Annotated in this window: 17 protein-coding genes; 6 read left to right on the top strand and 11 right to left on the bottom strand. The window is 56.8% G+C overall.

Annotated features, from left to right (window positions below; genetic code table 11):
• Nucleotides 1–72 precede the first annotated feature (72 nt).
• Nucleotides 73–624 (top strand): DNA endonuclease SmrA, encoded by a 552-nt coding sequence (smrA, locus tag FGL86_RS13510; protein WP_246131804.1) that lies wholly within the window; start codon nt 73–75, stop codon nt 622–624.
• Nucleotides 625–694: 70 nt separating this feature from the next.
• On the opposite strand, the gene FGL86_RS13505 is transcribed toward smrA, so the two are convergent.
• The 3 genes from FGL86_RS13505 to metH form a co-directional block, all read right to left on the bottom strand.
• Nucleotides 695–1,216, bottom strand: coding sequence for a DUF934 domain-containing protein (locus tag FGL86_RS13505; protein ID WP_147185049.1), 522 nt, complete (start codon nt 1,214–1,216; stop codon nt 695–697).
• A complete protein-coding gene (locus tag FGL86_RS13500) occupies nt 1,203–2,861 on the bottom strand; it encodes a nitrite/sulfite reductase (protein WP_147185047.1) in 1,659 nt (552 codons plus the stop codon). The genes FGL86_RS13505 and FGL86_RS13500 overlap by 14 nt, the downstream gene beginning before the upstream one ends.
• A 189-nt stretch (nt 2,862–3,050) precedes the next feature.
• Nucleotides 3,051–6,752, bottom strand: coding sequence for a methionine synthase (gene metH, locus FGL86_RS13495; protein WP_147185046.1), 3,702 nt, complete (start codon nt 6,750–6,752; stop codon nt 3,051–3,053).
• A 243-nt stretch (nt 6,753–6,995) separates the two neighbouring features.
• On the opposite strand from metH, the gene nfuA reads away from it, so the two are divergent.
• Nucleotides 6,996–7,586 (top strand): Fe-S biogenesis protein NfuA, encoded by a 591-nt coding sequence (gene nfuA / locus FGL86_RS13490; RefSeq protein WP_147185045.1) that lies wholly within the window; start codon nt 6,996–6,998, stop codon nt 7,584–7,586.
• Between the two features lie 175 nt (nt 7,587–7,761).
• On the top strand, nt 7,762–9,594 hold the full coding sequence (gene ftsH, locus FGL86_RS13485; RefSeq protein ID WP_147185044.1) for an ATP-dependent zinc metalloprotease FtsH: 1,833 nt from the start codon (nt 7,762–7,764) through the stop codon (nt 9,592–9,594).
• Between the two features lie 13 nt (nt 9,595–9,607).
• Here ftsH and FGL86_RS13480 read toward each other — a convergent pair whose 3' ends face one another.
• Nucleotides 9,608–10,573 (bottom strand): DNA-binding protein, encoded by a 966-nt coding sequence (locus tag FGL86_RS13480; RefSeq protein ID WP_147185042.1) that lies wholly within the window; start codon nt 10,571–10,573, stop codon nt 9,608–9,610.
• A 274-nt stretch (nt 10,574–10,847) separates the two neighbouring features.
• On the opposite strand from FGL86_RS13480, the gene FGL86_RS13475 reads away from it, so the two are divergent.
• Together FGL86_RS13475 and FGL86_RS13470 are read left to right on the top strand one after the other, a co-directional pair.
• On the top strand, nt 10,848–11,393 hold the full coding sequence (locus FGL86_RS13475; protein ID WP_147185041.1) for a DUF488 domain-containing protein: 546 nt from the start codon (nt 10,848–10,850) through the stop codon (nt 11,391–11,393).
• Between the two features lie 113 nt (nt 11,394–11,506).
• Entirely contained in the window at nt 11,507–12,688 is a 1,182-nt protein-coding gene (locus FGL86_RS13470) for a tyrosine-type recombinase/integrase (RefSeq protein ID WP_147185039.1), read from the top strand.
• A 65-nt stretch (nt 12,689–12,753) separates the two neighbouring features.
• On the opposite strand, the gene FGL86_RS13465 is transcribed toward FGL86_RS13470, so the two are convergent.
• Both FGL86_RS13465 and FGL86_RS13460 read right to left on the bottom strand, forming a co-directional pair.
• Nucleotides 12,754–13,886, bottom strand: a protein-coding gene (locus tag FGL86_RS13465; RefSeq protein ID WP_425468288.1) for an IS3 family transposase whose coding sequence is annotated in 2 segments (ribosomal slippage) — nt 12,754–13,631 and nt 13,631–13,886 — 1,134 coding nt in all. Because the reading frame shifts where the segments join, the coding sequence is not laid out codon by codon here.
• An 86-nt stretch (nt 13,887–13,972) separates the two neighbouring features.
• A complete protein-coding gene (locus FGL86_RS13460; protein WP_147185036.1) occupies nt 13,973–15,265 on the bottom strand; it encodes an Nramp family divalent metal transporter in 1,293 nt (430 codons plus the stop codon).
• Nucleotides 15,266–15,556: 291 nt separating this feature from the next.
• Between FGL86_RS13460 and FGL86_RS13455 the strand changes: the two genes are divergently transcribed.
• Complete coding sequence (locus tag FGL86_RS13455; protein ID WP_147185033.1) at nt 15,557–15,985, top strand: SufE family protein; 429 nt, start codon at nt 15,557–15,559, stop codon at nt 15,983–15,985.
• A gap of 9 nt (nt 15,986–15,994) precedes the next feature.
• On the opposite strand, the gene yidD is transcribed toward FGL86_RS13455, so the two are convergent.
• Genes yidD through FGL86_RS13430 form a run of 5 tightly spaced genes read right to left on the bottom strand, consistent with a single transcriptional unit; the run spans nt 15,995 to nt 19,788 of the window.
• Nucleotides 15,995–16,276: a membrane protein insertion efficiency factor YidD gene (gene yidD, locus FGL86_RS13450; RefSeq protein WP_246131632.1), complete on the bottom strand. Its 282-nt coding sequence runs from the start codon at nt 16,274–16,276 to the stop codon at nt 15,995–15,997.
• Nucleotides 16,277–16,281: 5 nt separating this feature from the next.
• Nucleotides 16,282–16,722, bottom strand: a complete 441-nt coding sequence (hisI, locus tag FGL86_RS13445) for a phosphoribosyl-AMP cyclohydrolase (RefSeq protein ID WP_147185031.1) — start codon at nt 16,720–16,722, stop codon at nt 16,282–16,284.
• On the bottom strand, nt 16,719–17,201 hold the full coding sequence (locus FGL86_RS13440) for a transcriptional repressor (protein ID WP_147185030.1): 483 nt from the start codon (nt 17,199–17,201) through the stop codon (nt 16,719–16,721). Before FGL86_RS13440 ends, hisI begins: the two co-directional genes overlap by 4 nt.
• A 34-nt stretch (nt 17,202–17,235) precedes the next feature.
• Nucleotides 17,236–18,279, bottom strand: a complete 1,044-nt coding sequence (locus FGL86_RS13435) for an alpha-L-glutamate ligase-like protein (protein ID WP_147185028.1) — start codon at nt 18,277–18,279, stop codon at nt 17,236–17,238.
• Between the two features lie 3 nt (nt 18,280–18,282).
• Complete coding sequence (locus tag FGL86_RS13430) at nt 18,283–19,788, bottom strand: inactive transglutaminase family protein (RefSeq protein WP_147185026.1); 1,506 nt, start codon at nt 19,786–19,788, stop codon at nt 18,283–18,285.
• Nucleotides 19,789–19,819: the final 31 nt, after the last annotated feature.

Below are 19,819 nucleotides of genomic sequence, written 5' to 3'. Positions count from 1 at the left end.
GATGATTTCTTAGTTGATTCGGTGAGAAAGGAAATAATCGTGAGCTATCTGAATCAAGAATTTCGCCACTTGATGGATGACGTCCAGCCACTTTCCAAAGGACAAGAACGTGCAGATGTAAAAAAGAGCCAACAAGCTCCCAGCGAAGCGCAGCTTGCACGTCGTCAAAGCGCCGAAGCCTTGGGTGATGAAACCAACTTTCTATCGGATGATTTCGTCGAGCTCATCGGCGCTCACGACCCTATGGAATACCGCCGTGACGGTATTCAGATCAATGTTCTGGAGAAGCTGCGCCATGGCGGCTATCCGCCGGAGGCAAGGCTACACCTGATCAAGATGCCCTTGCATGAATGCCGTCGTGAGATCTTTCGCTTCATTCGTGATGCGTACCAGCATGAGCTGCGTTCGCTTTTGTTGGTGCATGGTCGGGGCAGGGAAGACGATAGTCGTGCCAATGTACTGCGTTCCTACGTGTCCAAATGGCTGATGCAATTCGACGAAGTGCAGGCTTATACCTCGGCGCCGGCACAGCAAGGGGGCTTGGGAGCGACCTTGGTCATGCTGCGCAAATCCGAACGAGCCAGGGCAGCAAATCGGGAACGACAGCAGAAGCGAAGAGGTTAAAAACAAACGGAAAGGATATAAACGCCCTTGCCGCAACGACAGATATTTCGTTTGCGGTAAGGGCGAAAAATCAAGCAACGGCGTATTTTAGCTCAGGGACTGAATAGTCATCTTCTTTCCGTTCTTGCAGCGATGCCTTTTGTGAGGCGGCTTCTCTCAAGCGGCGCAGAAAAAGCGGCTCTGGCGTGTCGATACTGATCTGATAGCTCAGCGAAAATGTGTGCTGAGCATTCAAGGCGTCTTCCACCACTTGATCTTCCCGCAGCAGGAAAGCATCGAAGCCGCAGCGGTGCATATAGAAGAGCTGGTCGATCAGCACGTCACCTACGGCGCGAATCTCGCCTCGATAGCCGTAACGCTCTCGCAGCTGCCGTGCCAGGGTATAGCCGCGCCCGTCGGTGAATGCGGGAAAGTCGATGGCGATCGCCGGCTGGGCTGCTAGCGATTCGTAAAGCACTGAATCAAGCGCCGTATCGCTGGCAAGCCAGGGCGCGGATTGATAAGTCTCGACCACATGCCAGCTTCCAACACCGCCACCGGTAGCGATCAGCATTTGTCGTGGATTGATTTCAGAGGCTTTATGCAGCGACATAGACACGCTCCTTGAAAGGTTTGATACCCAGGCGACGATAGGTGTCGAGAAAACGCTCCTCGCCTTGACGCTGCTCGACGTAGACCTTGAGTACCTTGTCGATCACCTCCGGCACGTCTTCTCGGAAAAACGAAGGACCGAGGATCTTGCCCAGAGAGGTATCGTCATCCTGATTGCCACCCAGGGAAATCTGGTAATACTCCTCGCCTTTCTTGTCGACGCCGAGAATGCCGATATGACCGATGTGGTGATGGCCGCAGGCATTCATGCAACCGGAAATATTCAGATCCAGCGGGCCCAGATCGTAGAGAAAATCCAGGCTTTCGAAACGCTCCTGAATGGCCTGAGCGATAGGAATCGACTTGGCATTGGCCAAGGCGCAGTAGTCGCCACCGGGGCAGCAGATCAGATCCGCCAAGGTGCCTATCGTGGGATTGGCCATGCCCAGCGCATCGAGCTTTTGCCAGAGTTCCACCACACGATCCACCGCCACGTCCGACAGCACCAGATTCTGCTCGTGAGTGACGCGGATTTCGCCGAAGCTGTACTCGTCCGCCAGATCGGCGATCTGGCGCATCTGCTCGCCGGTGACGTCACCCGGTGCATATTCCCGGCGCTTGAGCGACAGGGTGACCGCCTTGTAGCCGGCGACCTTGTGATCCGTCACGTTGTTGGTCACGAAACGGGCGAAAGCACGGTCCTGCCGGCGATAATGCTCGAAATTATCGATGGCGGAAGCGGGAACTTCACGACGTGCCGGGTCGATGAAAAAGCGCTTCATATGATCCACTGCATCCTGGGTCAGTGTCTGAGCACCGTCCTTGATGTGCGCCCATTCCGCGTCCACCCGACGGCGAAACTCCTCGATGCCCAGCGCCTTGACCAAGATCTTGATGCGCGCCTTGAACTTGTTGTCTCGGCGGCCGAACTGGTTATAGACCCGAATCGTCGCTTCTAGATAGGTCAGCAGATGTTCCCAAGGCAGGGCATCGTGAAGCACGTCGCCGATCATCGGTGTGCGGCCGAGTCCGCCACCCGCCAGTACCTGGAAGCGCAGTTCGTCATGTACGTCGCGGTAGATCCGTAGACCAATATCATGAACGCCGATGGCGGCACGGTCATGGGTGGCACCGGTAACGGCGATCTTGAACTTGCGCGGCAGGAAATAAAATTCCGGATGGAAGGTCGACCACTGGCGAATCAATTCGCACCAGGGGCGAGGATCCTCGATTTCATCCTTGGCGATGCCGGCGAACTGGTCCGTGGTGGTATTACGGATATCGTTGCCGCTGGTCTGGATCGAGTGCATCTGCACCGTGGCCAGCTCCGCGAGAATGTCCGGCACGTCCTCGAGCCTGGGCCAGTTGAGCTGCAGGTTGGTGCGAGTGGTGAAGTGGCCGTAGCCGCGGTCAAAACGCTCCGCCAGATCGCCCAGCTTGCGCAGTTGATAGCTGGCCAGCATGCCGTAGGGGATTGCGATACGCAGCATGGGCGCATAGCGCTGGATGTACAGGCCGTTCTGCACGCGAATGGGAAGAAATTCCGCTTCACCGATCTCGCCGGCAAGATAACGGCGCATCTGATCCCTGAACTGGGCCACTCGCTCATCGACGAGGGTCTGGTCATAGGCATCGTACTGATACATTCGAGCGATCCTGGTAAGCAAAGCGATATAAATTCGTGGCACCCACCATAACCGCTCTCTTTTATTCTATGAAAGAATAAAAAAACATAATTCATTTCTATTTTGTTATAAAAAAGCAGACCCAAGAAGAACATTCTCCTTGGGTCTGTCTTGAATCAACGTCGTGGTACGTAATCCACTGGGCTATTTTCAACTAGGATCGTAGGAAAGCACCGGCGCCAGCCAGCGTTCGAGCTCCTCGAAGGGCATGTCCTTGCGCGCCGCCAGTACCTCGACCTGATCCTTGGTGATCTTGCCGGTAGCGAAGTATTTTGACTCGGGGTGAGCAAAATACCAGCCGGCTACCGCCGCCGCAGGCCACATGGCGAAGTTTTCCGTGAGCTCTAGCCCGCTGTTGGCGGTGGCGTCCAGCAGTCGGAAAAGCGTGGCCTTTTCCGTGTGATCCGGGCAGGCGGGATAGCCTGGAGCGGGGCGAATCCCCTGATACTTCTCCGCGATCAAGGCGTCGTTATCCAGGCATTCTTCCGGCACATAGCCCCAGAATTCCTTGCGCACCCGCTCGTGCAGGCGCTCGGCGAAGGCTTCCGCCATGCGATCCGTCAGGGACTGCACCAGGATGGCGTTGTAGTCGTCTCCCGCATCCCGGTAGTGGTTCGACAGCTCCTCGACGCCGTGACCGGTGGTGACGGCGAAACCGCCGATCCAGTCCGGCTTGCCGCTTTCCTTGGGCGCGATGAAATCCGCCAGGCTGTAACAGAGGCCGTCGCGATTCTTGGTGGTCTGCTGACGAATATGATGCAGCCGTTCTATTACCTGCTCTCGGGATTCATCCGCATAGACTTCGATCACATCGTGATCGACACTATTGGCGGGCCATAGGCCGATTACGCCGCGGGCGTTAATCAGCTTCTCGTCGATCAGTTTCCTGAGCATGGCCTGAGCGTCCGCGAACAGATTACGGGCCGCTTCGCCGACGACCTTGTCATCGAGAATCTTGGGGTACTTGCCGGAAAGCTGCCAGCTCATGAAGAAAGGCGTCCAGTCGATAAACTCGACGATTTCCTCGAGATCGTAATCCTCGAATACCTTGAGACCGGTAAATGTCGGCGCCTTGGGCGTCACGCTGTTCCAGTCGGTACGAAAACGTCGCTGACAGGCCTGCTCGTAACTTAAATCCGCCGCCTTGGGGCGACGCTTGGCGTTGCGCTCACGAACCTTCTCGTATTCCTGACGGATTTCCTCCACATAGTCGACTTTCTGCGTCGTGGACAAAAGGCGACTGGCGACGCCTACTGCTCGAGAGGCATCGGAAACATAGATTACCGGCTGGTCGTAGCGTTGATCGATCTTGACCGCGGTATGCGCCTTGGACGTCGTCGCGCCGCCGATCAGCAGCGGCAGCTTGAACTCTTGACGCTGCATTTCCTTGGCCACGTGGACCATTTCATCCAGAGACGGGGTAATCAGCCCGGAAAGGCCGATGATATCGGCGTTTTCCTGCTTGGCGGTCTGCAGAATCCTCTCTGCCGGTACCATGACACCGAGATCCACCACGTCATAGTTGTTGCACTGAAGCACCACACCGACGATGTTCTTGCCGATATCGTGAACGTCGCCCTTGACCGTGGCCATGACGATCTTGCCCTTGGATTGGGCGTCGTCGCTCTTTTCCGCTTCGATATAGGGAATCAGATAGGCCACCGCCTGCTTCATGACCCGTGCGGATTTGACCACTTGGGGCAGGAACATCTTGCCGGCGCCGAACAGATCACCCACCACGTTCATGCCGTCCATCAGCGGCCCCTCGATTACCTCGATGGGGCGGTCGGCCCGCTGGCGAGCCTGTTCCGTATCCTCGATGATATGAGCGGTAATACCCTTGACCAACGCATGCTCGATACGCTTTTCCACTTCCAGGCCGCGCCACTCGAGGTCTTCCTTCTTGGGGCCGCCGCTGCCATCTCCCTTGTATTGTTCCGCCAGATCCACCAGGCGTTCGGTACTGTCTTCGCGCCGATTGAGAACCACGTCCTCGACGGCTTCACGCAGCTCATTGGGCAGATCGTCATACACCGCCAACTGGCCCGCGTTGACGATGCCCATGGTCAGGCCGGCTTTAATGGCGTGATACAGGAATACCGAATGGATCGCTTCCCGCACCGGGTTGTTGCCGCGAAACGAGAAGGAGACGTTGGAGACGCCGCCGGACACCATGGCATGGGGCAAATTTTCGCGAATCCACTGGGTGGCCTGAATGAAATCCACCGCGTAGTTGTTGTGCTCCTCGATGCCGGTGGCGATGGCGAAGATATTGGGATCGAAAATGATGTCTTCCGCGGGAAAGCCGATCTCGTCCACCAGCAGGCGATAAGCGCGCTCGCTGATCTCGGTCTTGCGGGCGAAAGTATCTGCCTGGCCGTCCTCGTCGAAGGCCATGACGACGATCGCCGCGCCAAAGCGCCGGCAGATCTCCGCCTGTTCGCGAAAAGACGCTTCGCCTTCCTTGAGGGAAATCGAGTTGACCACCGCCTTGCCCTGGATGCACTTGAGGCCTGCCTGAATGATCTCCCACTTGGAGGAGTCCACCATGATCGGCACCTTGCAGATATCCGGCTCGCCGCCGATCAGGTTCAGGAAGCGCACCATGGCTTCCTGGGACTCCAGCATCCCCTCGTCCATGTTGATATCGATGAGCTGGGCGCCGTTTTCCACCTGTTCCAGGGCCACTTCCAGGGCGGTGATGTAATCCTCTTCCTTGATCAAGCGCTTGAAGCGGGCGGAGCCGGTGACGTTGGTACGCTCGCCGACATTGACGAACAGCGAGTCCGTGGTGATGTTGAAGGGCTCAAGGCCTGAAAGCCGGCAGGCCTTGGGGATTTCCGGCACCTGGCGCGGCGCCAGACCTTCGATCGCCTCGGCGATAGCGCGAATATGTTCCGGTGTGGTGCCGCAGCAGCCGCCGATGATGTTGACCAGCCCGCTTTCCGCGAATTCCTGGATGATCGTCACCATTTCTTCCGGCGTCTGATCGTATTCGCCGAACTCGTTGGGCAGCCCCGCGTTGGGGTGGGCGGAAACGAAGGTATCCGCCTTGGTCGAGAGCTCTTCCAGATAGGGGCGCAGTTCCGCGGCACCCAAGGCGCAGTTAAGCCCGACGCTGAAGGGTTTGGCATGGCGCACCGAGTTCCAGAAGGCTTCCGTGGTCTGGCCGGACAGGGTGCGGCCGGAGGCATCGGTGATGGTACCGGAGATCATCAACGGCAGACGCTCGCCGCGATCCGCGAACAGTTCTTCTAACGCATAGATCGCCGCCTTGGCGTTCAAGGTGTCGAAGATGGTTTCGATCATCAGCAGATCCGCGCCGCCTTCAATCAAGGCCTCCGCTGCTTCTCGATAGTTGACCCTTAGTTCATCGAAGGTAACGTTGCGCTTGGCGGGATCGTTGACATCCGGGGAAAGCGACGCGGTACGGCTGGTCGGCCCCAGCACCCCGGCCACATAGCGAGGCACACCGGTTTCCTCGGTGACCGCGTCGCAGACCTGACGTGCCAGCCGCGCCGCCTCCCGGTTGAGTTCCGGCACCAGATCCTGCATGTCGTAATCCGACTGGGAGAGCCGAGTGCTGTTGAAGGTATTGGTTTCGACGATATGCGCGCCGGCTTCCAGGTAATCGCGGTGAATGCGCGCCACAAGCTCCGGGCAGGTCAGCACCAGCAGGTCGTTGTTGCCCTTGAGATCCGAGGGCCAATCCTTGAAGCGCTCGCCGCGAAAGTCCGACTCAGAGAGCCTGGCGTTCTGCAGCATGGTGCCCATGCCCCCATCCAGCAGTAGAATATGCGAGGCAAGGCGCTTGGCAAGGGGGGCATGAAGGGGAGTCAAGTTTGCAGCCATGGTCAGGGTCTGTCTCCACGTTGAATTCTTTTGATGATCGCTTGCCGATCTGTTTCCCTTTTTGCTTAACGGGAAGGCGGCGCCGGCTTGATAGATCGCGATGAGGTGAATGAGCTTAGTTTATCAGAAGGCGCGATTCTCCAGCATCGATAAAACTTGACTATTTCACTCGGGATTGTGTGGAAGCGAGCTTTTCCTCTATCATAGAGGGCAAATTCGCAGCATCGAACCAGGGTTTCTTACATGAGCGAAAGTATTCAAATTACCGACAGCGCCCAGGATTATCTCGCGGAACTGCTGGAGAAGCAGGGCGTGGAAGGGATTGCGGTGCGTATCTTCATCACCCAGCCGGGTACCCCCTATGCGGAAACCTGTCTGGCCTATTGCCGCCCCGGGGAGGAGGAGCCCAACGACACGCGGCTCGATCTCGACAAGATCACCGTCTATCTGGACAGAAACAGCGAGCCGTTCCTTGAAGAAGCGGTAGTGGATTTCAACGCGGACCGCATGGGCGGGCAGCTGACCATCAAGGCGCCCAACGCCAAGATGCCCAAGGTCAACGCGGACAGCCCCCTGGAAGATCGCGTCAACTATATTCTCTACAGCGAAATCAATCCCGGCCTGGCTGCCCACGGCGGCGAGATTCGTCTGGTGCAACTGACGGAAGAAAACGTCGCCGTACTCGCCTTCGGTGGCGGCTGCCAGGGCTGCGCCGCAGTGGATCTGACCCTCAAGGACGGCGTCGAACGCACCCTGCTGGAGCGTATTCCGGAGTTGGGCGGCATCCGCGACGTGACGGATCACAGCGATACCAGCCAGGCCTATTATCGCTGATAACGCCTTGAGCGCGTATATCGTTCGGTTTCCATACGGCAAGGCTCACCCCGAATCTGGCCTGGATCCTTGACTCCTCTCTTCTACAGGAGAAGATAAGAGTATTCAGGCGGTGGCTTGGCTTGTGTCAAGGTTGAAAGGCGCCGTCATAATCTCAGGATGGGAGCGGCGGATCATGGATCGCAAGGCACATATCAATCTCTGGTATTTCGTTTTCGCCATCCTGGCACTAGTGACCTTTCAGAATTGGTGGGCCACGCAAAAACAAGTCGAAACGATTCCCTACAGCGAATTCGAGACCCTGCTTGAGGAAGGCCAGATCGAGGAGATCATGGTCGGTCCGGATAAACTCAAGGGCAAGCTCAAATCTCCCTTGGCCGGCGGGCGTCAGTACTTCGAGACCACCCGAGTCGAGCTGGACCTGGCAAGCAAGCTGGCCGAGCAGAACGTCGAGTTCGCCGGCAACATACCAAACACCTTTTTCCGCGACCTGTTGTCCTGGGTGCTGCCGGCTCTGATCTTCGTCGGCATATGGCTGTTCTTCATTCGGCGCATGGCCGAGAAGCAGGGCATGGGCGGACTGATGTCCGTGGGGAAATCCAAGGCCAAGGTCTACGTCGAACAGGATACCAAGACTACCTTCAAGGACGTGGCAGGGGTCGAGGAGGCCAAGGAAGAACTGCAGGAAGTCGTCTCCTTCTTGACGTCGCCGGAAAAATACCGGCGAGTCGGGGCGCGCTCTCCAAAGGGCATACTGCTGGTGGGGCCGCCCGGGACCGGCAAGACGCTGCTGGCCCGAGCGGTGGCTGGTGAAGCCAATGTGCCTTTCTTTTCCATTTCCGGTTCGGAGTTCGTCGAGATGTTCGTCGGCGTGGGCGCCGCGCGAGTGCGTGACCTCTTCGAACAAGCGCGCAAGTCGTCACCCTGTATCATCTTTATCGACGAACTGGATGCCTTGGGACGAGCCCGAGGGGCCGGGCCTTATGGCGGTGGACATGACGAGAAGGAGCAGACCCTCAACCAGCTGCTGGCGGAACTGGATGGTTTCGATACCAGTTCGGGTATCGTATTGCTGGCCGCCACCAACCGACCGGAAGTGCTCGATCCCGCCCTGATGCGGGCCGGACGCTTCGACCGCCAGGTTCTGGTCGATCGGCCGGACAAGACCGGACGCCTGGCCATTCTCAAGGTTCATGCCAAGAAGATTGCTCTTGATTCAAAGGTCGACCTGGCTCAGGTGGCGGCGCTGACACCGGGGTTCTCCGGGGCGGATCTCGCTAACCTGTGCAATGAAGCGGCGATCATGGCTGCACGCGATGAACGGCATAGCGTGACGCTGAGCGATTTCAACGACGCCATCGAGCGTATTGTCGCCGGTCTCGAGAAGAAGAACCGGCTGCTTAATCCTCTGGAGCGCAAGACCGTTGCCTATCACGAACTGGGCCATGCTTTCGTCGCTCTGAGCTTGCCGGGCCAGGATCCCGTTCACAAGGTTTCCATCATTCCTCGCGGTATCGGCGCCCTCGGCTATACGCTGCAGCGGCCTACGGAAGATCGCTTCTTGATGACCACCGAGGAGTTGCGGCACAAGATGGCGGTCCTGCTGGGTGGTAGAGCCTCCGAGGCCTTGTTCTTCAACGAAATATCCACCGGGGCAAGCGACGATCTGGTAAAAACCACCGATATCGCCCGCTCCATGGTGACGCGCTATGGCATGGATGAGAATCTTGGCCAGATTGCCTACGAAACCGAACGCGGCAACTTTCTGGGACAACCCATCGAAGGCGGCGGGCGCCGCTTCAGCGAGGAAACCGCCCGGGAAATCGATATTGCCGTCAAGCAGTTGATCGACGAGGCCTATGCTACCGCACGTAATATTCTGGAGCGCCGGCGCGCCGAACTGGAACGTCTGGCCGAGATACTGCTGGAGAAGGAAACCCTGGAAGAAGACGAACTTCCCGCGCCCTTGACACCGCGAGCCAACAGCGTGGTGGAACAAGTAGAGTAGGCACTCAGTAATTTCAATAGGTAAAAGGCGGTAGCGAAACCCGAGCCAGCCGCTGTTGCGCGTCTTCCCAGCGCTGCCTCGTCTGCGCCAGTTCGGATTCCCTGCTCGCCAGGATTTCTCGCAGACGCTGGCTTTCCCGTTCCTGCCGAGTCTCTCTTTCGTGATAGCGCGCCAGGGATTCCTCCGCCTCGCGCTGCGTCTGCTTGGCGTCCTCAAGGGCTTTGCGCTGCTCTGCCAGCGTTGCCTCCAGAGTTTTCAGCCGGCGCTCCCACTGCGCCAGACCCTTGGCATGCTGCTTTTCCAGCGCCTGACGTTCCTGGCGTAGGCTATCCAGCAGGCTCATCAGCCGCGCCTCCGCGGCCTCGTGACGCTGCTCTTCCTGCGCCAGTCGCGTCTCGAACCGGGTGGCCTGGTCTTTCAGAGCCTGTTGATGTTCCCTTGCCTGAGCCTGGTTTTGCTTGTCGAGCTGCGCTATCAGGTCTTCCAACTGCTTGAGCTTTTGCCCCGTGTCCTCCAGCTCGGCGCTCTGAGTTTCCCGTTTCATCTCGGCCCGGGTGAGGGCCGTGCTTTTCTCTTCCAGAGCGGTCTGTAGATGAGTGAGGTGATTGGCCGTGGCGCTCTCTCGCTGCCGGGCATCTTCCGCCTGTCGCAGGGCGTCGCTTGCTTCCTTTTGAGCGTCGATCACCTGACGATCCGCTTCTTCCCGATAATGCAGCAGGCCTTGATGCGCCAAGGCCTGCGCCTGCTGCCAGAGCTCGTGGGTCAGGCGCTGCAGAGTATCCGGCAAGGCCTGAATCGGCGCCTGATCGCGATTCTCCGCCCGCTCGATTTTCCACTGACGCAGGTGTTCGCTGATGGTGGTGAAACTGCCGGTTCCCAGCACCTCGCGAATCTTTTGTACCGCCGGGGCTTCCCCTTGCTGCAGCAACTGGTGAATGACGCGATGCACATCCTCATATTGAACCCCGCTGCGTGCCATATTTTTATCCTCCGACTCGACAGCCCTAAATTTGGCGCCATTCTATCGTAGGGTCATGGCTGATACTATATTACGTAATACGTAAACGTAATAAATATTACATTCTAATTTGATAATTCATGATTACCCACATTATCTTGAATTTTTATAGCATTATCGTGGGTTGTGCCATGCTTGCTGCTTCAGACACTCTTCTGTTGTCGCAAAACCAGTCAGGTGGATGATTCAATGGTAAGCGACTCGTGATCGCCATCGATGAAATGAGGTTTCAGTCGTGAAGCATGCTTTTTACACGGTGGGCCATTCGACCCGCACTATCGATGAGTTCGTTACCTTGCTGCGAGCGGGGGAGGTGGAGCACGTTGTCGATGTTCGAGCCATGCCGCGCTCGCGTACCAACCCGCAATTCAATCACGATGAGTTGCCAGGCTCGCTTGCGCCGCTGGGTATCGGCTATACCCACAGCGCCGCACTGGTCGGCTTGCGCAACCGCTCGAAAACCATCGGAAATGATGTCAACGGCTACTGGCGCAATCGCAGTTTCCACAACTATGCGGACTACGCCTTGTCGGAAGCGTTTCGACAGGGGCTTGCTGCCTTGATCGAACTTGGCCATTGCAAGACTTGCGCGATCATGTGCGCGGAAGCGCTGTGGTGGCGTTGTCATCGACGCATCATCGCCGATCATCTACTTCACCACGGCGAGCAGGTCCATCACCTGATGAACGCTGACCGTATCCAGCCGGCGAAGATGACCGAGGCGGCTCGCCCCGGAAAAGACGGCGCGCTTGTCTATCCGAGCCTCGTTGGGGGCTCCTGAGCCAGTTCGTTCGGCATTCAGATGCTACCAACCGTTCCGTGTTAGCCTGAATCAGATAGCTGAAGTTTCTTTTTCAACCGATGAAGTCTCTTTTTCAACCAATATTAGTTGCCATGCCGCTACCATCACCGAATGCCATCGCTTTCCAGGAAGCACTGCTGGTTAAAGCGCCGGACGTTTCAACGCTGCGAATTGCTGCTGCGAACGATGCTCAGGCAGTCACCCAGTGGCTCAATGAATATCGCGCCAGCCCACAGACTTGGCGAACCTACCGCAAGGAAGCTGAGCGCCTGCTGCTGTGGCTGGGAGAGCAAGGGCTCACCTTGAAGCAGGTGCGTCGTGAGCACCTGATGCGTTTCGAGACATTTCTTGGCGATCCGCAGCCTGCCGCCCGTTGGATAGGACCGCCGCGGCCACGCGAACACCCGCAGTGGCGGCCCTTTCGCCGGCCTCTGTCACCGGCGAGTCGCCGTCAGAGTCTGATCATCCTGCAGGGCATGTACGCCTGGCTAGTGGAAGCGGGTTGGGTGGAGCACAATCCGTTTCGACTGATGCGGGACAAGCGCCGCCGCCTGGATAACCGCCAACCGGGTATCGAGCGTTACCTGGAACGGCCGCTATGGGAATGGCTATGGGCCTGGATCAACCGACCCTTGAATGCGGAGGCGACAGAGAAAGCGCGCTATCAATGGCATCGCCGGCGCTTGATATTCGGCTTTGCCTACCTGCTCGCGCCGCGCATCAGCGAAATGGCGGCGGCTCGGATGGGGGATTTCCTGCAACGCGAAGGGCGCTGGTGGTGGCAGACCGTCGGCAAGGGCGACAGGCTGGCTCGAATCCCGGTACCGCCAAGCATGCTTGAATTGCTAATAGAATGGCGACATTTTCTAAACTTGTCGGAATTTCCCTCAATAGAAGAGCAGAGTGCCTTGCTGCGACGTCAAAATGGTCTTGATGGGCTAGGGGTCAATCAGCTTTATCGGCTGATCAAGGAGACCTTTCGGCAGGCCGCCGATGCGCTTGAAAATGAACAAGGAGAAGAGGGCGTGGCTCTAGCCGTCATGCTACGCCGAGCGTCGCCGCACTGGCTGCGGCATACGGCGATCACGCATCAGGCACAGAATGGCGTCGAACTACGTTACCTGACAAGAAATGCCCGCCATTCGCGGCTGGATACCACCGCTCGATACCTGCACGCGGAAGCCGAGGAATGGCATCAGCAATCAAGTAGTCATGAACTGGCAGTGTTTTCACCACGTCGCACTCCAAGGGACCAACATGAGTCCAATCCCTGAGGTGGACCCCATCAGCTGGACAGCTTGAAGGTGTTACTAAGCTCTGACCTCTTTGTTTACCCGGCTCAAGCTGCCAGGGTCACGGATGGCTGGTAATACACCTCGTCGGGTGTTTGATAATCATGGCTCTGATGGAACCGCTCCTGATTGTAGTGCCGGAAGTACCGGTTAAGCGCCTGTCTCAAGTGTCGCCCATCCTCGAAGGCGGTGAGGTAGATGCACTCATGTTTGACACTGCGCCAGAGGCGTTCCACGAAGATATTGTCATGGTAGCAGCCCTTGCCGTCCATGCTGATCCGGATGCCATGATGCTTGAGAACATCGGTGAAGGCTTCACTGGTGAACTGGACACCCTGATCCGTGTTGAAGATTTCCGGCGCTCCATGACGTTGCAGGGCCTCCTCCAGAGCATCAACGCAGAAGTCAGCGTCCAGGGTGTTCGAGACGCGCCAGGACAGCACCTTGCGAGTGTGCCAGTCCATGATGGCCACCAGGTACATGAAGCCCCGGGCCAGCGGCGCATACGTGATATCGGCGGCCCACACCTGGTTGGGCCGGTCGATCCGGCGCCCTTTGAGCAGGTAGGGATAAACCTTGTGCCCCTCGCCGGGAATGCTGGTTCTCGGACGCGGGTATACCGCCTGCAGGCCCATGGTGCGCATCAGTCGCTGGACTCGCTTGCGGTTTACCTGATAGCCCTGGCGCTGCAGGAACGCCCGCATTTTGCGAGACCCGTAATACGGCGTTTCCAGATGTTGCTGATCAAGTAGATACATGAGATTCAAATCCTTCTGACGCTGTTGCCGAGGACGGTAGTACACCGATGAGCGGCTCAATTTGAGCAATTCACATTGGCGCGTCATGCTGATATCAGGGTGGTCGCGCTCGATCATCGCCAACCGGCGTCGACGACTTACTGATCGAGCTTGCGCGATAAAAAATCGCGTTCCACCGTCAACCGGCCGATCTCGCGATAGAGTTCATCGGTGTTGGGCTCGTTGGACGGCTTGCCAGCCTTCTTCTTGCCTTCGAAGAGGTCAGGGGCATTTTCCAGCAGCTCGCGTTTCCAGGTGCTGACCATGGTCGGATGGATCTGGAAACGGGCGGCGATCTCGGAAGTGGTCTGGTCACCCTTGAGAGCGGCCAGGGCAACCTTGGACTTGAATGAAGCGCTGTACTGTTGGCGTTTCTTGCTCATGATTCTCCTCCTGAGGGAGATGATGAATCAGAGCTTAGGCACCTGTCCAAATTTCGGGGTCCAGTTCACCCTTCTGAGTGGATCATTCAGTTCACAAATAAATACCAATAAACAAATAACAAATTGAAGCAGACAATGAACAAAATTCCCGCCAAACCCAAAACGTTCAAGGCGCGTCCTAAGCGATACTGTTCGGGCACTTGCGGCAACTTCATTACGCGGTAGTTCAACCAGGCGAAGACCATGGCACCGATAAACGCGGATATCATCGCCAGTTCAAGCATGGCTAACAGCGCACCCTTGAAAAACATGATAATAATCGCGCCAGCAATGCCCATGACAATCATCAGCGCGTAAGTATATTTGCTACCGTTGCCAGTAGGACCACTGCCTTGTGCTTGACTAAATTGCACAAAACATTCACTCAATGATCGGCTATAGCCATCGAGCACTGTGACCGTAGTAGAAAACATACATAGAAACGCAATCAGCGCAATCAGCCAACGACTCCACTCACCTATCACAGTGGCGTAAACATCGACCAACTGATTGGCAAAGCCGATACCCGATGTTGAAAAGCTAGTGCCGCTGCCATGCAATACAAGAGCGCCCAACGCAACAAAACAAAGTGCTAGTATGGTAGAGGTAGCATAGCCTACGTTAAAATCGACGAGCGCATCTTTTACGTCTAGGCTGCTATTCAATTTTTTCTTCTGGCGAAGCCATACACTGTTCCAGGTAGAGAGCTCAATGGGCCCTGGCATCCAGCCCATAAGCGCGACCAGAAAACCAACTGACGCCAAATTCCATGGACTGGGCGATATGAAATCAGGCGGAGCCGCCTCACCCTTGTTGAATGCAATGATCACAGCAGAGATAGTAGCTACCGCTAGACCAACAATGATCCATTTTGTCACTCTATCGAGTGTTTTATAATGGCCAGTCAACAAGAATATCAGGGAGGCTGCCAGCACTATCATGCTCAGTTGTGTAATGCTAAGATCATCTCCAATAAATAATCCTAATATGCTACCGCATAACATTGCCACCCCAGCAACACTTATGACCGACACCACCATATTAAGCGCAGTAAATAAATACAAGAATCCACGGCCAATACGATCGTAACCTTGAATCAAGGTCTCGTTGGCTGCCATGGTGTAACGTGCGCCAATCTGAAAAAAAGGGTATTTAAGCACATTGACTAGAAGAATCAGGCCGACTAATTGCCAACCAAAATTGGCGCCGGCCTGAGTAGAGGCCACTAGATGCGAGCCACCTATTGCTGCGGCAGCCCCTAAAATACCGGGGCCTAATATCTGCATGTAATGGCTAATACCTCGCGTGTTGCTATTCGTGTCGCTAATTATTTTTGCCATTCTTTTTTCCGTCTATTAATTTTCGCTGTAAGAATCTTGTTTTTTAAAAAAGTGTTTAAATAATGATCATGTTTTTGTTACGTGATTATATTTTAAAAATAGGCAGAATCATGCCCGTCCCTTCTGGAGTATCCGCGCTTACCTTTGTCCATTATGGTTCATCATGATTGAGTTCGCTCGTTACGGAATGGCAATTCCAGAGAAAACTAGCAAAGGTAAGGATAAACCCGACAAAGCGACTGACTAATCGTTATAATCCTCGCTATATAACGTATCCGATCAGGAGACCTCATGACCCCAAGCGAACCCACGCCACAACAGGCGCAGCAGGAGCTGATCGAGGAATTCGAGATGTTCGATAACTGGATGGATCGCTACCAGTACATTATCGACATGGGCAAGCAACTGCCAACGTTCCCGGAAGAATGGCAAATCGACGAATTGAAGATTCAGGGCTGCCAGTCCAACGTCTGGATGCACCATCATCTGGAGAATGGTCGCCTGCATTTCGATGCCACGTCCGATGCGGCCATCGTTTCCGGGCTGATTGCGGTGTTGATGCGTATCTATAACCAGCGTACGCCGGCGGAAATCACCAGTACCGAGCCTAGCTTCCTGGCGGACCTGGGGCTGGATAAGCATCTCTCTCCAACTCGCAGCAATGGGCTGCACGCCATGCTCGAACGTATCTATCGGGTAGCCAGAAGCGAAGCGGCTTAGCACTCAGACTTACCGGAAATCCTCATCGCGGCACATCTTCTCGCTGGGTCCGCCCGGCACCGGATCGATGCCGCCTTCGTGCCAGGGCTGGCACTTGGAAAAACGCTTGAGCGCCAGCCAGCTTCCCCTGACTGGGCCATGCACCTGAATGGCTTCCAGCGCATAGTGGGAACAGCTGGGCCAGAATCGACAGCGCGGCCCCAGCAGCGGGCTGATAGCGTATTGATAAAGCTTGATCAGACCGATCAAGGGCCAACTGAGCAGTTTTGCTGCAAGCGGTCGAAGCTTCATCAGCATCAGCGCTTGGCGTAAAGTATCGCCGGGTCGATTAGCGGATCGCTGATGACGGTAGCTTCGTCTTTGCCTAGCGCCACATAGAAGCAGCTGCGCCGCCCGCTATGGCATGCGGGGCCGGTCTGTTCGACATTGAGCAGCAGGGTATCTCCGTCGCAATCCAGGTAGGCGGCTTTCAGGCGCTGCACTTGGCCGGAGGATTCGCCCTTGCGCCAGAGCTTGCCTCGGGAACGGGACCAGTAGCAGACACGACCGGTGCGCAAGGTTTCTTCAAGCGCCTCGCGATTCATCCAGGCCATCATCAAGACCTCTAAGCTTTCGGCTTGTTGGGCGATGGCAGGTATCAGTCCTGCCTCGTTCCAGGCAATGGAATCCAGTATCTCGCTTGATGGCTTGACGGTACCGAGTGGTACACCCTCTAGCTGCTTGAATAGTTCACTCATGATTCATCTCCAGGCTTTTCGGAATCCCTAGCCGAAGAGGGCGCCTGGACAAGACAGCCGTCGCAGCAGCCGAGCAACTCGATGGTTTGTCGCTCGACCTGAAACCCCAGATCTCTGGCCCGAGCTGCCAACTGCACGTTGATATCGTCCAGATGCAATTCCTCGACCCGACCGCAGCGGCGACAGATCAATAGCTGAAACCCGTGGCGGTGTGCCGGCCAAGGGCAGGCCACGTAGGCGTTGAGAGATTCGATGCGGTGCACCAGACCTTGTTCGATCAAGAAATCCAGCGCTCGGTACACCGTGGGCGGACGCGCGGCGGAATGTTCCAGCGCCAGTCGGTCAAGGAGATCATAGGCCTTGAGTCCGCCGCTGGCCGTCGCAATTATTTCCAGCACCCGCAGGCGAATCGGCGTAAGACGAGCCCCGTTCTCGATGCATTGGCGCTGCGCTTGAGCTAGCAGATCTTGAATGGGCATGATGACCGAATCGTCGAACTAAAGCGCCAGTCTATCAGAGACTGTTCCCGGGACTCGAAAACGCCGTTTGCGCCAACTCTGCCGTCGCGGGTGCCGATGATGTCACCTCCAGTTCACCACGACGGGCGAAATGCCGCTGGGCGAAAGCGACCCGCTCGACGGGGCTGCGCGACTCGGTCTGACGTTCGATCAGGTCGAGGCGCGGGCGCAACCCTTCGCCGTTGGCCATCTGAATGGCGAGCCCCGGGCGGGCGTTGAGCTCCAGCAGCATGGGGCCATGATCTCGATCGAGCACCATATCGGTGCCCAGATAGCCAAGCCCGGTCATTTCATAACAGCTCGCGGCGAGTTCGAGAAGAGTCGTCCAGCCATGGATATGTAGACTGGCCAGATCGTGGCCGGTATCCGGGTGATCCTGGCGGGAGCGGTCGAACTGAACGCCGCGCAGGGCCCAGCCGCTGGCGATATCCAGTCCTACCCCCACCGCTCCCTGATGAAGGTTGGCCTTGCCGTCTGAGGCGGCGGTGGACAGGCGCATCATGGCCATGACCGGATAGCCCTGAAAGACGATGACCCGGATATCCGGCACGCCTTCGTAGGTATATTCGCTCAGGCTCTCGTCGAAGTTGATCAGCGCCTCGATGACCGCCACGTCCGGCGACCCGCCCAGAGAATAAAGCCCTGAAAGGATGTTGGACACGTGGCGCTCGATATCCTCGCGGCCAAGATGATGGCCGCTGGGCTTGACATAGGCATCGCCATCCACATGATCGATCACCAGGATGCCCTTGCCGCCACTGCCCTTGGCGGGCTTGATCACGAACCCGCCATGGCCTGCCACCATCGTGGTGATATGTTTGACATGAAATTGGGTGGTGACGGTGCCAATCAATGCCGGCGTGGTAATGCCGTACTCATGCGCCAGCAGCTTGGTCTTGAGCTTGTCGTCCACCAAGGGATAAAGGTGGCGATCGTTGTAACGGCCGATGTAGCGGATATTGCGCCGGTTCATGCCGATGATGCCCTTGGTCTTCAGCTTCTTGGGCGAGGTCCAGCTATTGTTGAGCAAGATTCCCATGGCCTAGCTCTCCGTGACCGGCTTGAAACGCTTGAGCTCGAGCAGACGGTAACCCGTGTAGTTGCCCAGCAGCAGAATCAACGCCAGAAGGATCAGCTGAACCCCGAGAAAGTTGAAGGTGATATGACGCACCCAGGGATTGTTCATCGCCAGATAGGCAAGTACGGCAGTAAGCAGGCTGCCGCCGCCTTGAATCAGTACTTCCTTGGGACCTTCCTCCTCCCAGAGGATCGACATGCGCTCGATGGTCCAGGCAAGAATGATCATCGGGAAAAAGGTGATGGTCAGCCCCGCGTTCAGTCCGAATCGGTAGGACAGCACCGAGAATATCGCAATGATGGCGATGACCGTGATGATGACCGCCGACACCCGGGCCACAAGCAGCAAATTGAGATACGAAAGATAGTTACGAATGACCAGCCCCACCGCCACTACCAGCAGGAAGCCAATCAAGCCGGTGAGCAGCGTGGTCTGAATGAACGCCAGAGCGATCAGTACCGGCATGAAGGTACCAGAGGTCTTGATGCCAACCAGTACCCGCAGAAAGACCACCATCAGCGCGCCGATCGGAATCAGCAGGATGGTCTGGAACAGCGCCTGATCTTCAAGGGGTAGACTATGAATCGAGAAATTCAGCAGCGTATCGTTCGAAAGCTGATTGCGAACCGCCGCCGCCGCAGGCTGGTTGTGCTCGATCATCGAAAAGTAGACTCGTGAGTTGCTGCCGCCTTCGACGTCCAGCACCGCTTCGCCACGATCTTCCCAGAGCAGCAGGTTTTCCGGACGACCCTGTTCCCCGGTATAGGGGTTGAACAGCACCCAGTCACCCTTGGCGTTATAGACTTGCAGCCAGCTGGTCAGGCTCTGGCGGCGCCGCCCGTCCTCCAGCAGCAGACCACTGACCTGGCGCGCATGGACCCCGGCCTCGTTGAGCAGTTTGACCAGCAACGGCACCTGTTCGAACTGGGTCAGCAGCAGGCGGACGTTCTCGCCCTGACGGTCACCGGTGAAGTCGCGAATCAATTCTCGAGCAAAGGTATAGGCATCCGCAGAGCGCTGATGCGCTCGCTCGATCACCTGCTTGGCGGCGGCGTCGAAAGGCGGCTCCCAGACAAGCTTCTTCAGCTTCGGAGGTGGCGTGTCGGGCCTTTTTGCCTGAGGCGCGACGAGCATCTGGGCGGAGTAGTAAAGCTGCTGCGGACCACTGGCTTCCCTGATCGACCACTGAGCGCGCCGCCCTCGCTCATCTTCGAGGAACGACAGGCCAAACCCTGAAGAAGCGGTGTTTTCCGTCAATAACCGGTAGCCCTGCTGAGGGCCGGGCAAGGCCATATCGACGATCACGGGATCACCCTGGCCAACGAAATCGACCTGGGCTTCGACTTCCCATACCTGACGTTTTTCCCCGGGGGTCCAGGGAACCTCGAATTCCACGTGACGATGAATGCTCAAGGCAATACCGGCCACGATCAAGAGGCCGGTCAATAGATAAAAGGGTAGGCGGGACATCAATACTCCTTGAAAGGGGGCGATGAGCGAG

Source organism: Pistricoccus aurantiacus, assembly GCF_007954585.1.
GTDB lineage: Bacteria > Pseudomonadota > Gammaproteobacteria > Pseudomonadales > Halomonadaceae > Pistricoccus > Pistricoccus aurantiacus.
Note: the sequence above shows the minus strand (reverse complement) of the source record. Positions and strands in the feature narration are given on the sequence as shown.